The organism is Streptomyces sp. NPDC001668 (genome assembly GCF_042893155.1).
In the GTDB taxonomy this organism is placed as follows: Bacteria; Actinomycetota; Actinomycetes; order Streptomycetales; family Streptomycetaceae; genus Streptomyces.
The window spans coordinates 13,914-28,120 of the sequence record NZ_JBIAUQ010000020.1 but is presented as its reverse complement, the minus strand read 5'-3'; the positions used below and the strand labels follow the sequence as shown (position 1 = coordinate 28,120).

9 protein-coding genes are annotated in these 14,207 nt (G+C 73.5%); 3 read left to right on the top strand and 6 right to left on the bottom strand.

What is annotated here, in order from left to right; genetic code table 11:
• Positions 1-296: 296 nt before the first annotated feature.
• The 5 genes from ACFYZ8_RS39795 to ACFYZ8_RS39775 all read right to left on the bottom strand — a co-directional run bounded on the left by ACFYZ8_RS39795 (position 297) and on the right by ACFYZ8_RS39775 (position 8,697).
• On the bottom strand, positions 297-1,574 hold the full coding sequence (locus ACFYZ8_RS39795; RefSeq protein ID WP_388541057.1) for a hypothetical protein: 1,278 nt from the start codon (positions 1,572-1,574) through the stop codon (positions 297-299).
• A 173-nt stretch (positions 1,575-1,747) separates the two neighbouring features.
• Positions 1,748-2,866 carry a hypothetical protein gene (locus tag ACFYZ8_RS39790; RefSeq protein ID WP_388541055.1) on the bottom strand — a complete coding sequence of 373 codons (1,119 nt, stop codon included), beginning with the start codon at positions 2,864-2,866 and terminating at the stop codon, positions 1,748-1,750.
• A 229-nt stretch (positions 2,867-3,095) separates the two neighbouring features.
• Entirely contained in the window at positions 3,096-4,466 is a 1,371-nt protein-coding gene (locus ACFYZ8_RS39785; protein ID WP_388541052.1) for a VWA domain-containing protein, read from the bottom strand.
• 172 nt (positions 4,467-4,638) lie between these two features.
• Positions 4,639-7,245: a DUF5682 family protein gene (locus ACFYZ8_RS39780; protein ID WP_388541049.1), complete on the bottom strand. Its 2,607-nt coding sequence runs from the start codon at positions 7,243-7,245 to the stop codon at positions 4,639-4,641.
• 321 nt (positions 7,246-7,566) lie between these two features.
• The gene (locus tag ACFYZ8_RS39775) at positions 7,567-8,697 is read right to left on the bottom strand and encodes an AAA family ATPase (protein ID WP_359036666.1); all 1,131 of its coding nucleotides are present in this window, start codon (positions 8,695-8,697) and stop codon (positions 7,567-7,569) included.
• A 157-nt stretch (positions 8,698-8,854) separates the two neighbouring features.
• Here ACFYZ8_RS39775 and ACFYZ8_RS39770 point away from each other — a divergent pair, with 157 nt between their 5' ends.
• Positions 8,855-10,210, top strand: coding sequence for an SWIM zinc finger family protein (locus tag ACFYZ8_RS39770; RefSeq protein ID WP_388541046.1), 1,356 nt, complete (start codon positions 8,855-8,857; stop codon positions 10,208-10,210).
• A 41-nt stretch (positions 10,211-10,251) separates the two neighbouring features.
• Entirely contained in the window at positions 10,252-11,859 is a 1,608-nt protein-coding gene (locus tag ACFYZ8_RS39765) for a DUF5691 domain-containing protein (RefSeq protein ID WP_388541044.1), read from the top strand.
• Between the two features lie 220 nt (positions 11,860-12,079).
• On the opposite strand, the gene ACFYZ8_RS39760 is transcribed toward ACFYZ8_RS39765, so the two are convergent.
• The gene (locus ACFYZ8_RS39760; RefSeq protein WP_388541042.1) at positions 12,080-12,496 is read right to left on the bottom strand and encodes a cobalamin B12-binding domain-containing protein; all 417 of its coding nucleotides are present in this window, start codon (positions 12,494-12,496) and stop codon (positions 12,080-12,082) included.
• A gap of 602 nt (positions 12,497-13,098) precedes the next feature.
• Between ACFYZ8_RS39760 and ACFYZ8_RS39755 the strand changes: the two genes are divergently transcribed.
• Positions 13,099-13,968, top strand: a complete 870-nt coding sequence (locus ACFYZ8_RS39755) for an alpha/beta fold hydrolase (RefSeq protein WP_359036676.1) — start codon at positions 13,099-13,101, stop codon at positions 13,966-13,968.
• The last annotated feature ends 239 nt before the right edge of the window (positions 13,969-14,207 follow it).

Here is a 14,207-nt window from a genome sequence, read left to right as displayed (position 1 = left end):
CCGTCTCGCAGGTTATCGCTGCTTGCGGGAGGCCTCTAAATCGAGGGTCACACCTGAGCGGTGATACCTGTCACATGATGCCGCGCTCACTGGCACCCGGTGCCGTGGGTGAAGGGCCTCACCGGGCTGGGGTTCGCCCGGTGAGGCCCGTTGAGCAGCCCTGCGAGGGGCTCAGGGCGGTTGATCCCCACCCCAATGGGGACCTCTCCGCCCCCGACCGTGAGGTCCCGGCAGGACAGACCGACGGCTTTCGGCCGTCCGGGGCCCGTCGCCTCACGGAGTCGGTGGAGGGACGGTCAGGCGCGGTACCGGAGGTCCTGCGCCCAACCCGGGGTGACGGATCCGGCCACGCCCTGGACGCCGGTGACGGCGTGCCCGGCGAGCGGTCCCGCGGTGTCCTGGACGGTGCCGGTCAGGTCGTCGGCGAAGGGGCCGACCTGCCCGACGACGGGGGCGGCCTCGCCGACGACGCCGTGCGCGAAGGGCGTGACCTCACCCGTGACGCCGTACGCGAGTGCAGTGGTGCTGCCCGCGACCGGCTCGACCGTCCGGGTGACGGTGTCGACGACGGGCTGGACGGCCCCGGTGACACCGTGCGCGAAGGCCGGGACCTCGCCCGTCACGCCGTACGCCAGGTCGGTGGCACGGCCCGTCACGCCGTACGCGAGCGGCGCGACGTCGCCGACGACTCCGGTCGCGAAGGGCTCGACGTCGCCCGTGACGCCCCGAGTGAGGGTGCCCGCGTCCACGACGGCCTGCCCTGCGACCGGCACCACGCCGTGCACGGCCGTGTTCACGAGCGGGGGCAGCACGGCCCCGGTGCCGTCCTGGGCGAGCTGTCCGACCAGACCGGTGGCGTAGGGCGGCACGTCGGCGACGACACCGTCGACGACCGGGAGCACATCGGCGGCGACGGCGCCGGTGGCGTACCCGGCCACGCCCTGCTGGATCTCCCCGACTCCGGCGACCGCGTACCCGGCGGTCCGCCCGACCCCGCCCACGGCCCGGCCGACGGCCGGCTCGACCCCTTCGGCGACCGGCACGACACCGTCCACCGCCTGCCCGGCGACCGGCAGCACGCCGTCCACGGCGGCCGCGGCGACGGGGGGAACGACGGCGGTCACGGTCTGGTCCATCTCGGGGGCGAAGGCGGAGAGGGGGCCGAAGAGGTAGTCGACGTCGTGCTGGGGGGTGGTGGGGGTGACGGGGGCGGTGGGTGTGCTGGGCGCGGTGGGTGTGCTGGGCACGGCGATGTCGGAGGCCTTGGTGGCGGCGGCCTGGGCGGCGTTGGCCTTCGCCTCGGCCTGTGCGGCCCGGGCGGCCTTCGCGCCCTGGATGGCCGCGGCGCCCTTCACCTTGGACGCCTTCGCCTTGGCGGCCTGGGAGACCTCGGTGCCGGGGAGGGGGGTGGTGACGTCGGAGAGGGGGGTGGTGACGGTCGCGTCCGTCGCCGGGTCCGTCGCGGAGAGGGAGGTGGCCGGGAGCTCGTCCGCGCTGGCGACGGCGGAGCCGAGAGCCCACGCACCGGTGACTCCGGCGGCTATGACGATGGAACGGCGGATGTTCTTGTTCATGAGTGCGTCAGATCCCTGGATCTTGGGAGGCCTTGGAGAGGCATGGGGACATCCGGAGCCACAGGGCTCCAGGGGGGATCCGTCCGGAGATCTGAGGAGATCTGGGGGGTGTCCGAACGGCTGGGCAGACCTGTTCCGCCCCCGCGCGGCAGGTCGGCGGGGGAAGGTCTGCCCTAGCCGGGGAAGACGGGGATGTCCCGGTGCCTGTCCCGGGTCCCGGCCGCGTCGACGCTCGCGGCGGCACCGGGCACGAGCCGCAGCGGCGCCCGGTGGTCAAGGGTGATGGCATGCGCGTCGCCGTGTCGCGACGGGCCGCTGTCCACGGCCGACTTGCCGCCCAGGGCACCACCCGGGTTGTCGGAGGGAGCCTGGTGGGCGGGCGCGTGCGCGGTGGAGGCGGTGCGGTGGGCGGAGGGGTGCGGGACGGTCTGGGGCACGGTGCCGTGCCCGCCGAACCGTGGTCCGTAGGCGGCACCGCCGTCCGCGGAGCGCTTGTCACCGGCCGGCTTTTCCGCCGCGTGATCGCCCGGCTGGGGGTGCTGCGGCGCCGAGGTGACCGGCGCGGGCACGGGCGCAGGCGCGGGCGCGGGCAGGGTCTGGCCCGGGATGCCGGGCAGGCCCGGCACCGTGGGGGCGCCCGGCACCGTCGGCAGCGTCGGCCACGACGGGGCCTCGGGGAACGAGGGCATCGTCGGCCACCCCGGCAACGTGGGCTGCGCCGGTATCCCGACCGTCCCGGTCAGCCCCGTGGTCACGGTCTCGACCAGGTCACCGACCGGCTCGACCAGATCGCCGACCGGCTGTACGACACCGTCGGCCACGGCGCCTATGACGTCCTCGGTCACCGGGCGGCGGACCTTACCGTCGGCCGGGTGCGGGAGGGCTTCAGTGCCGGATCCGGGGACGACCGGGGCGGGAGCAACCGGGGCGGGAGCAACCGGGGCGGAGGCAACGGGGGCGGAGGCAACGGGGGCGGAGGCAACGGGGGCGGAGGCAACCGGGACAAGGGCGCCGCCCTTTGCCGTGTCCGTGTCCGTGTCCGTGTCGGCGGCAGCCCCCGTCGCTGTGGCCGTGTGCGTGGCCCTCAACTCGGCCGGGGGTTCCACCGGCTGACCGACCGTCCTGCCCGGCAACACCCCGTAGCCGTCCGCCGCGTATGCCTGTCCCCCGCCGCAGAGGAAGCCGAGCACGAACAACCCGCCCACCAGCAGCCCCACTTGCAGCGCGCGCCGCCCGGCCACCGCGCGCAGCACGCGCACAGCGACACCGGGAAAGGCTGCTGACCAGGTCAAGAGGGGCGGGTCCTTCCGTGCGACGGAACGAAGCGAAACGGAACGGAACAGAACGGAATGCAAGCGAAAGGGAAACGGAGGGGAAGGGTGAAGACTGTGGGGAAGCCGATCCTTGCACGGGGTGCCCGAGGTCGCGCAACCCCCCTGTTACTGATGCGTAGCCATGTCCGTTTTGCTGGTCGAAGTCACAGGTCGCCGGATCGACAAATCACCAACGGCTGGCCCGGCCTCACCCCGGGTCAGGTATCGGAAGCGGCCGCTTCTCGATGGCCGCCGCCATCACCTCGGGAAACAGGTCGGGAGTGCAGGCGAAGGCCGGTGCGCCCAGCGCGGCGAGCGCGGCCGCGTGCTCCCGGTCGTAGGCCGGCGCCCCTTCGTCCGACAGCGCGAGCAGCGTCACGAACTGCACCCCGGACGCCTTCATCGCCGCGACCCGCTTGAGCATCTCGTCGCGTATGCCGCCCTCGTAGAGGTCGCTGATCAGCACCATCACCGTCTCCGCGGGACGGGTGAGCTGCGACTGGCAGTACGCCAGCGCCCGGTTGATGTCCGTGCCGCCACCGAGTTGCGTGCCGAACAGCACGTCCACCGGGTCGTCGAGCTGATCGGTGAGGTCGACGACCGCCGTGTCGAAGACGACGAGCCGTGTGTCGATCGACCGCATGGACGCCAGCACCGCCCCGAACACGGACGCGTAGACGACGGACGCCGCCATCGACCCCGACTGGTCGATGCAGAGAACGACCTCCTTCTTCACCGACCGCGAGGCCCGGCCGTACCCGACGAGCCGCTCAGGCACGATCGTCCGGTACTCGGGGAGATAGTGCTTGAGGTTCGCCGAGATCGTGCGGTTCCAGTCGATGTCGTGGTGGCGCGGCCGGCTGATCCGGGCGCTGCGGTCCAGGGCCCCGGTGAGAGTGGCGCGGGTGCGGGTGGCGAGCCGCTTCTCGAGGTCCTCGACGACCTTGCGCACGACGGCACGTGCCGTCTCCTTCGTCGTCTCCGGCATCGCCTTGTTGAGCGAGAGCAGTGTCCCGACCAGGTGCACGTCGGCCTCGACCGCCTCCAGCATCTCCGGTTCGAGAAGCAGGGTGGACAGTCCGAGCCGGTCGATGGCGTCCCGCTGCATGACCTGTACGACGGAGGAGGGGAAGTACGTCCGGATGTCCCCGAGCCACCGCGCCACCGACGGCGCCGAGGCCCCCAGCCCCGCCGAACGTTCCTTTCCCGCCTGCCCCTTCGCATCCCCTCTGCCGTAGAGCGCGCTCAACGCCCCGTCCATCGCGGCATCCTCCCCACTGAGCGCGCACCCGGTCCCATCGGCCGCCTCCCCGCCCAGCACAAGCCGCCAACGCCGCAGGCGTTCGTCGGTGGGGGCGGGAGAGGAGACAGGGGCGGTGGAGGCAGCCGAGGCGTTGGCCAAGACGCGCGCGGGGACCGCCGCTGCCGTGACGTCCGTCGGCTGTCCGTCGCCCAGGCCGACACCAGGATCTGCAACCGGAATGCGCGCCGGACTCATCCGCCCTCCCGAGCTCACGTTCGGCTCGATCGGCTCGCTCGGGCTGATCGGCTCGATCGGCTCGATCGGGTCGTACGTCATGCCCGTCCCCCCGTCCGGAACCGGTCCCACAGCGGGACCACTGCCACGCTCGTCCGCGAGCCGTGCTTCGCCCGGACTCCTGTCCCGTTCCCGGCTGCGGCTCCCCGCCCCTCCGTCACAACGGTGAGCGTCCTGTCGGCGCCGCCCCTCGATGCCGGCGATACCTCGGTCCTCATCCCTTCACCCCCGCAAGGTCGTTGTCGTGAAGGTGCGCCAAGCCGCCGTCCCGGTCGTCGTCCAGGCCGAGCAGCAGCCGCACCACGGGCAGCACGGCGTCCGCCCGGTCGGCGTCGAGATCGGTCCCGAACCCCGGTATCCCGGAACCGGCCCCCGCCGCGCTCCCCCGCTGTCCCGGCCCCCGTCGGACCAGTTCGCCCAGGGTCCGGCGCACACCCGGCTCGTACGCCGAGAACGTGCGCCGCAGCAGCGGCAGTACATCGGTGAACGCCTCCGCCGACACCCCGGTCAGCCAGGCGTCGACAAGTCCGAGCAGCCGCTCGTCGTGCACGAGGAGCATCCCGCCGCCTGACCCGCCCCCGACGAAACCCTCGATCCACGCGGCCGCGTCACCCGGCTCCGTCCCCGGCGACAGCACGAGCCCCATGAGCCGTGCCGCCTCGTCCTGTGCCAACTCCCCGTCGTCCAGCAGCAGCCGCACGGCCCGCCCCCGAATGACACCGGGCACGGTGTCCCGCAGGGCCAACACCTTGAGCACGGCCTGCCAACGGCCACGGAGGCCGTGGTGCGCCGGAACCGCCGCATCCCCCCCGTCGCTCCGCCCCGGAGCCGCCGTCTCGCCCAGCAGGCCCACCGCACCGTGGACCGCGTCCACATGACCCCGCATCTCCTCCGCGGCCTCCGCGTCGAGCGCGGCGCAGGCCGGGGGGAGGCCGACGAAGACGCGCTCGGCGAGGCCCGCGGCGACCTCCGTCAGGGCGCCGGTGTCGGTGCCGCGCACATCGCCGTAGCGCAGGGAACGGACGAGGGCCGGCAGGGCCTGGGCGAGGTGGCCGACGTCCGCGTCCAGCGCGGCGCGGTCGGCGAGGATCTGCATCACCGTGGGGAGGGCGTCCGGGAGTTCGGCCAGCAGACAGCGCTCGGCGAGGGCGGTGACGTCGGCCAGCCCCGGCGCGGAGACGGCGTCCGCCTCGGCCTTGGCCGTCGCGGCGGCGAGCACGGTCGTGCCCCACACCCCTGCCTCGGCGACCCGGACCGACAGCTCCGGCTCCCACCGCAGCCGCCACGTCTCCCGGAACGTGCCCGTGCTGCCCCGCGAGGCCGCCGGCTCACCCCATGCCACGCCCAGCAACCGCAGCCGGTGCAGCAGCCTGCTGCGCTCGGCGTCGTTCTCCTTGCGCAGGTCGAGCTCCAACTCCCGCTCCAGCGCCTCCGGTTTGAGCCGAAGCCGCCGCTGGATCCGGTCGAGGTCCCGCTGCAACGGCACCGCCGGCGCCGCCTGCGGCACCTCCCCCAGGACGTCCCCGACCACCAGCCGGTCGTGCACCAGCGCCAACGGCACGTCCGAGCCCTCGCACATCACCGCCCGCACCGCGTCGGTCGTCTCGCTCAGGCCGGGCAGCGGGCGGCCGCGCATCGCCGCGAGCGTCTCGGCCAGCCGTACGGCCTCGATGACGTGCGCCGAGGACACGAGCCGGTCCTCGTCCCGCAGCAGCCCCGCCACCCTGGTCAGCCAGCGCTCGACGGGCCGGTCCGGCGCGCTGAACAGGTGCCCGTACCAGCCGGGCGAATCGATTCCGGCGCCGTAGCCGCTGCGGCGCGAGAGCCTGCGGTACGTCCAGGGCACCCACGTCATGTCCGCCCTGACCTTGGGGAGCCCCTTCAGGAGAGCCTTGTCGGCGGCGACCGTGCTCTTCCGCCGCAGCGCGGGCACGTGCCAGGCCCCGCACACCACGGCCACGTCGTCCCCGAACTCCCGCTGCGCCGCCCGCACCTGGAGCCGCATGTACGCCTCCCGCACGAGGTCCCGGTCGTGTCCGCCGCTTCCGTACGTCTCGCGCAGCACCCCCATCACCTCTTCCAGCACGGTGAACGGCTCGAACACGTCGCCCTGTCCCGCCCCCCGGTGCTCGACGACGTCCTCCCACCACCGCTCGGGGTCGTCGTATCCGGCAGCCTCGGCAAGCACACCGAGCGGATCGACGCGTACGGCCTCGCGAACGGTCGGCTCGTCGCCGGGACCGGTGCCGTCACCGGCCGAAGAGGCCTCCGCGCCGCCCTGGCCGGCCGTCTCCCCCGCTGGGGCACCGCGCTCACCGGACGGGACGGTGCCCCGCTCATCCGGGGTCCCGACGCCGCTCGCCCCGGTCTCGGGGCCCCCAGAGTCCGGGGCGTCGGTGGCGGGTGCGTCCGGTCGGTCCGTGGGCCGTTCGTCCGTCTCGTCCCTGCCCCACGCCAGCGTGTGCGTGGCCGGCAGGTCGATGAAACGGGCCGGGACGTCGTGCTCCAGCGCCCAGCGGATCGCCACCCATTCCGGGGAGAACTCGGCCAGCGGCCAGAAAGCCGACCGGCCGGGCTCGTCGACGGCATGGGCGAGCAGCGCCACCGGCGGCCGCATGTCCTCCTCGGCGGCCAGCGGAATCAACGCGTCGGCCTCGGGCGGCCCCTCGATCAGCACGGCCCGGGGCCGCGCCGCGTCCAACGCCGCCCGCACGGCCCGCGCCGACCCGGGCCCGTGATGCCGCACCCCGAGCAGCAACGGCCCCGCACCGGCCTTCCGGCGCCCGTGACCGCCGACGCCGGCCTCCACGCTCCCGGACACCTCGCCTCCCTCTGCCCCCTCCCCCACTGACGCGTGCGCGCGCCTCTCTTTCGCACTCCCGGACCCACCACTGCGCACCCCACCCCCAGCGGCCGCCCCGCCGACGCCGGACGCCTCGCCGCCCCCGGCCTCACCGAACTCCGTCACACCGTCCCCCTCCCCGCCGAGGCCACTTGGAGTCGTCCTCGCCGACCGCCCCGGCCCTGTCCCCGTCGCTGTACCTCTCAAGACCCGTCACAGCCGCCCCCTTGTCTCCACTGCCCTCGGCATCCCGCACCACGGCCTCGGTGGACTCCGTGCCGTCCGACCCCAGCTCCTCCGTCACGCACTCACCTCCCGGCACGCCCGGTAGAAGTCCTTCCAGCCGTCCCGCTCGCGGACGACCGCTTCCAGGTACTCCTGCCAGATGACCCGGTCGGCCGCCGGATCGCGGACCACGGCGCCGAGGATGCCCGCGGCGACGTCACCGGCCCGCAGGACGCCGTCGCCGAAATGGGCGGCGAGGGCGAGACCGTTGGTGACGACCGAGATGGCCTCCGCGGTCGACAGGGTGCCGCTGGGCGACTTGAGCTTGGTGCGGCCGTCGGACGTCACCCCGTCGCGCAGCTCGCGGAAGACCGTCACGACGCGGCGGATCTCGGCGATGCCGTCGGGCGCGGCCGGCAGGTCGAGGGAGCGGCCGATCTGGTCGACCCGGCGGGAGACGATGTCGACCTCGGCCTCGACGCTCTCCGGCAGCGGCAGCACGACCGTGTTGAAACGGCGGCGCAGGGCGCTGGAGAGGTCGTTGACCCCGCGGTCGCGGTCGTTGGCCGTGGCGATGAGGTTGAACCCGCGGACCGCCTGCACCTCCGAGCCCAGCTCGGGTATCGGCAGCGTCTTCTCGGACAGGATCGTGATCAGCGTGTCCTGCACGTCGGCCGGGATCCGGGTCAGCTCCTCCACCCGGGCCGTCATCCCCTCCGCCATGGCCCGCATCACCGGGCTGGGCACGAGGGCGTCGCGGCTCGGGCCGTTGGCGAGCAGCTGCGCGTAGTTCCAGCCGTACCGGATCGCCTCCTCCGGGGTGCCCGCCGTGCCCTGCACGAGCAGCGTCGAGTCGCCGCTGACCGCCGCGGCGAGGTGTTCCGACACCCAGGTCTTCGCGGTGCCGGGCACGCCGAGCAGGAGCAGGGCGCGGTCGGTGGCCAGGGTGGTGACGGCGACCTCGACGAGGCGCCGCGGGCCCACGTACTTCGGAGTGATCACCGTGCCGTCCGGCAGGGTGCCGCCGAGGAGGTACGTCGCCACCGCCCACGGCGACAGCTTCCAGCGGGCCGGGCGCGGACGGTCGTCCTGCGCGGCCAGCGCGGCGAGTTCACCGGCGAAGGCTTCCTCGGCATGCGGCCGCAACGCCTCGGCCGGCTCTCCCTGCTTCGGTTCCACGCTCGTCGGTTCCACGGACACAGACATGGCTGAGGCCCCCTCCAGCTCGGCCGGTTCGGATCTGTCACCAACCGTGCACCACGCCACTGACAATGCGATCCGACCTGCGGAAACGCGCTCACGGGGGACGGAGCGGCAGTCGGTCCGGGGTCGATTGTCAGTGGGGGGATCTACCTTCGATGTCATGACTCAGCAGGGGGTGCGCTGGACGGCGGATCAGGTGCTGGCACTGGCTCCTGACGCCGCCTCACGCAAAGCGGGAAGCAAACTCGGCGCGGCCGGGCCGTGGTCCGAGGCGGGGAGTTCCGACGAGGGGACGGTGTGGGGGCTGTGCAAGGGCAGTGGCAGCAAGCCGTATCAGACGGTCATCGACATCGCGGACGCCGCGGGCCCGGCGTACAAGTGCAGTTGCCCGAGCCGCAAGTTCCCGTGCAAGCACGCGCTCGGGCTGCTGCTGCTCTGGGCGGGTGGGGAGGGAGCGGTGCCGCCTGGCCGGGTACCGGACTGGGCGGAGCAGTGGATAGAGGGGAGAAGGCAGCGGGCGCAGGAGAGGCGGACGGCGGACGCGGCCGGTGCCGCCGCCGGGTCCGGTGATCCGGAGGCGGCCCGGCGCAGGGCGGAGCGCCGGGCCGTGCGGATCACGGCGGGCGCGACGGAGCTGGAGCAGCGGCTGGCGGACCTGCTGCGCGGCGGTCTGGCGGGGGCGGAGCAGGCGGGGTACGGCATGTGGGAGGAGACGGCCGCCCGCATGGTCGACGCGCAGGCGCCGGGACTCGCCGGCCGGGTCAGGGAGTTGGGACCGATTCCGTCGTCCGGTCCGGGCTGGCCGGTGCGGCTGCTGGAGGAGTGCGCCCTCCTCCACCTCCTCGACCAGGGCTGGCTGCGCCGCGAGCGGCTGCCGGACGGCCTCGCGTCGACGGTCCGTTCCCGGATCGGCCTGCCCGCCTCGGCGGACGGCCCCGCGATACGGGACCGCTGGCTGGTCCTGGCCCAGTACGACACGGCGGACGCCCGTCTGACGACCCGCCGGATCTGGCTGCACGGCACGGACTCGGAGCGCACGGCACTGCTCCTTTCCTACGGCGCGGCCGGCCGCGCCCCCGAACTGGCGCTGCCGGTGGGTCTTGAGCTGGAGGCGGAGGTGTCCCCCTATCCCGGTACCGGTCAGCTGCGGGCGGCACTCGGCGAGCAGTTCGCACCGCCCGCGCCTTCGGCGGTCCGCCCGCCGGGGGTGACGACCGAACAGGCGGCCGCCCGCTACGGCGAAGCGTTGCGGGACGACCCGTGGCTCGACTCCGTCCCCGTCACCCTGGACCGGGTGATACCGGCCCCGGACGGGGACTCCTGGCAACTGGCCGACGCCGAGGGCGACTCGGCACTGCCGCTCACCGCCTCCGCCCGCTCCCGTCCGGGTCTGTGGCGCCTGGTCGCGCTCTCGGGCGGTGCCCCGGTGAAGGTCTTCGGCGAGTGCGGCCACCGCGGTTTCACCCCGCTGACGGCGTGGCCGGAGGGTCCGGGCGAGGCGGTGCAACTGTGCTGAACCGAAGCGGCCCAGCACCCGACCGGACGGAAAGGAACCGCATGGACAAGACCTCCGCTCCCGCGCCGGACGCCTGGGAGGAACTCGTCACCTCGGCCCTGCTCGGCACCGCACGCCGCACACCGGCCGGCGTCGAAGCCGGTCCCGAGGCGCCGGTGGCGTTGCTGGACGCGGCGGCTGTGGAGACCGTACGGCGGCGGGCCGGCCTGCGGCCCGCACGCGCGGCGCAACGGCCGCAGCCGGCGCCCCAGGATCCGCGCCCCGCGCTGCCCGCGGCGGCGGCCCGCCGGCTCTCGATGCTGCTCGCCGACCGGCCGGGCACGGGCGGCGGCCGCAGGGGCACGGCACCGGATCTCATGGAGCTACTGCCGCAGTGGCTCGCGACGGCGAACGCCCGCGGTTACGCGGCGCCCCCGCAGCTGCTGCCCGCGCTGCTGGACGCGGCCCGGGGGCGTACGGATCTGCGGCCGGCGGCGCTGGCGTTCGCGGGTTCGCGGGCCACCTGGCTCGCCCGGCTGAACCCGGACTGGCGGTTCGCCCTGCGCGCGACCCCCGGCGGCGGCACGGCACTGCCGTCGGCGCAGGACACCGAGGTAGTCCGACTGCTGTGGGAGGAAGGTCTGTTCGCCGAGCGGGTGGCCCTTCTCGCGGCGATACGGGCCCGGGAGCCCGCCGCCGCGCGCGAACTGCTCATGACGACCTGGGCGACCGAGCGGGCGGAGGACCGGCTGATGTTCCTCGACTCGTTGCGGACGGGTCTGGGGCCGGAGGACGAGGCGTTCCTGGAGCAGGCGCTGGCCGACCGGAGCCGCAACGTCCGGGCCACGGCCGCGGAGTTGCTGTCGGCCTTGCCGGGTTCGGCGCTGGCGGCGCGGATGGCGGTCAGGGCCGGCGCGTGCGTGGCCCTCGACCACACCCGGGACACGCCGACGATCCTCGTCGAGGCGCCGCACGAGTGCGACTCGGGCATGGAGCGCGACGGTGTCGTGGCGAAGGCACCCTCAGGTCGGGGGGAACGGTCGTGGTGGTTCGGGCAGTTGGTGGAGGCCGCTCCCCTGGAGGTGTGGTCCGGGCGGCTCGGCGGACGGACGCCCGAGGAGATCGTGGCACTCCCGGTGGCGGACGACTGGCGCGACGAACTGCACGCGGCGTGGTGCCGGGCCGCCGTACGGCAACGGGACGCCGAGTGGGCGCGGGCGCTGCTCGGGACTCCCGCGGCGCCCGAGGCCGGGGGGCCGGGGGCGGTGTCCCTCGCGGAGCGGGCCAAGCTCCTGACCACGTTGGGCTCCGCCGAACGGGCCGAGTGGGTCGCCGGGTTCATCGCGACGCACGGACTGTCCGAGGCGTTCCAGCTGCTGGGGGTGTGTGGTGTGCCGTGGGCCGCGCCGCTCGGGCGGGCGGTGGTCGACGCGCTGAACATCGCCCGGGACGCGGGAAGTTACCCCTGGTCCTTCAGCGGCGTGATGGGCCTGGCGGAGCGGTGTCTCGATCCCGCCGAGGCGGGACGGCTGGAGGGGCTGATGGCAGTACCGGACGAAACGGAGAACACGAGCCCCGGCGCGGGGGGCTACTGGGCAGAGGCCTTCCAACGCCTGGTGACGACCTTGCGACTGCGAGCGGCGATGGCGGAGGAACTGGAGGTCGCGTAGGCAGTGGACAGACCTGTGGTGGAGCGGCGCAGGGTCACGGCGGGAGCACAAGGGTCTTGCTCGCCCGCGTCGGCGGAGTGGCCTCACTCAGGCAAGGTCCCCAGATCAACCGCCGACCACCGTCCCCACCCAGGGGCGCGGGGAACTGCGCGACCAGCCACCACCGGCCCGCACCCGATATCCGGCCCCCGCCGACCCGCACCCGGCATCAAACCGCCCCCTACGCCCCCGCCCCCTGCCTCACATTCCCCCGCACCCAGTCCACGATCGACTGAGTCGTCGCCCCCGGCGTGAAGATCTCCGCGACCCCCTTCTCCTTCAGCAACGGAATGTCCGCCTCCGGGATGATCCCGCCGCCGAACACCAGGATGTCCTCGGCCTCCCGCTCCTTGAGCAGGTCGATCACCGCGGCGAACAGCGTGTTGTGGGCGCCGGAGAGGATGGAGAGCCCGATCGCGTCGGCGTCCTCCTGGATCGCGGTGTGGACGATCTGCTCGGGAGTCTGGTGGAGGCCGGTGTAGATGACCTCCATGCCCGCGTCCCGCAGCGCCCGAGCGATCACCTTGGCTCCGCGATCGTGACCGTCGAGCCCCGGTTTGGCCACCACCACGCGGATCGGACCGGCTGTCACACCCATCACTGCCTCCATGAAGCGACTGCGTCCATTCGTACCGACTAGTACCGCACAGACCGGGAATGTGAACGAACGTTATCGCCACCATCACACACGACGCAGTTTCGCGGTGGACACGGAGGGGGAAAATCACACGTGGGACACGTTCGGGAGCCGCAACGAGGTCGCCGCACCGCCGCGCCGCAGGCCGCGCGACGCGGTGGTGCGGCGCGCCGGCGACGGCACGAAGGGCACGCAGGACAGGTAAGGCACGACAGCGGGGAGCCTCGTCGCCACACCGACAGGGCCGCTCGTCACGTCACCGGCGCACGACCAGCACCACCAGCACCGCGCACACCAGTAACACGACCGGCATCACCGATACGACCGGCTCAACCACCGGCACCGTCGGCATCGCCCGCACCACCGGCACCACCCGCACCACCCGCAGTAGCGGTTCCGTCAGCTCCGCCGGCCGGCCCGGCAGCCCCGGAACCCCGCGCCGACCGCCACACCCGTCCCCCGCGCCCCTCTCGCGCCACGCCGGCGTCGCTTTCCGCCGCGACTCCCCATGAGCGCACACGGGGGACGGAGCTGTCCTCCCGTGTGCCGACAGGAGGTCGGCCATGAAGGTCACCAGGGCAGCGCTGCCCCTTCTTCCGCTCTGCCAGCGTCTGCTTCCCGGCAGGCTGGCGGGACTCTCTCTGGCCCTCCTGAAGGCGACCGCCCTGGAGATCGCGATCCTCGCGGGGCATCTCCTCCTCTACCCGTCCGGCATCACCCAGGAGCGCCGCTCCCCGCTGCCCCCGCTCCCCTCCCCGGAGGACGGTGCCGCCCAACTGCCGACGGAGGCCAAGCCCCCCGTCGTCCTGCTGCACGGCTTCATCGACAACCGCTCGGTCTTCGTGCTCCTGCGCCGCAGCCTCGCCCAGCACGGCAGGCAGCAGATCGAGTCGCTCAACTACTCCCCGCTGACCTGCGACATCCGTGCCGCGGCTGAGCTGCTCGGCCGGCACATAGAGGGAATCTGCGAGCGCACGGGCAGCGAGCGGGTCGACGTCGTCGGGCACAGCCTCGGCGGCCTGATCGCCCGGTACTACGTGCAGCGCCTCGGCGGCGACAGCCGGGTCCGCACGCTGGTCACGCTCGGCACCCCGCACTCCGGCACCCGGGTGGTGCCACTGGCGAACGCGCACCCCATCGTGCGCCAGATGCGCCCCGGCTCGGAGTTGCTCGAGGAGCTCACTCAGCCGGCCCCTGGCTGCCGTACGCACTTCGTGAGCTTCTGGAGCGACCTCGACCACCTGATGGATCCGCTGGAGACCGCCTGCATCGACCACCCCGACCTGACGGCGCAGAACGTCCGGGTGAGCGGGATCGGACATCTCGCCCTGCCCGTGCATCCCGCCGTCGCGACCGGCATACGCCAGGTGCTCGACACCGCGCGGGCCGGGGAGGAGACGGCCGACCGGGCAGGCGGACTGACCGTGGCGTAACGGTCGTATCGGCCACTGGGCACAGGCGGCCGACAGCGCGTCGACAGCCACCGGACCGCGAACAGCCGTCACCCGATATCGAACACTCTTCGAACACAGAGCCAAACTCGCGCCCGCAGTCCCCCGAAACACAGCCGAATGCCCGTTTCCTGCGCGCCTAAAACCAGTTGAAGATTGTCGCGCCCGCATACCGCCGGGTACAGTCGCCGCACTGCTCTGGCAGCCCCTGTTGTCGAGGC

Bases quoted from the DNA above. Each gene is read 5' to 3' on its own strand.
- ACFYZ8_RS39775 (WP_359036666.1), bottom strand. From the start codon at position 8,697: ATGTCTGTGTCCGTGGAACCGACGAGCGTGGAACCGAAGCAGGGAGAG.
- ACFYZ8_RS39760 (WP_388541042.1), bottom strand. From the start codon at position 12,496: ATGGGTGTGACAGCCGGTCCGATCCGCGTGGTGGTGGCCAAACCGGGG.
- ACFYZ8_RS39770 (WP_388541046.1), top strand. From the start codon at position 8,855: ATGACTCAGCAGGGGGTGCGCTGGACGGCGGATCAGGTGCTGGCACTG.
- ACFYZ8_RS39785 (WP_388541052.1), bottom strand. From the start codon at position 4,466: ATGACGTACGACCCGATCGAGCCGATCGAGCCGATCAGCCCGAGCGAG.
- ACFYZ8_RS39765 (WP_388541044.1), top strand. From the start codon at position 10,252: ATGGACAAGACCTCCGCTCCCGCGCCGGACGCCTGGGAGGAACTCGTC.
- ACFYZ8_RS39795 (WP_388541057.1), bottom strand. From the start codon at position 1,574: ATGAACAAGAACATCCGCCGTTCCATCGTCATAGCCGCCGGAGTCACC.
- ACFYZ8_RS39755 (WP_359036676.1), top strand. From the start codon at position 13,099: ATGAAGGTCACCAGGGCAGCGCTGCCCCTTCTTCCGCTCTGCCAGCGT.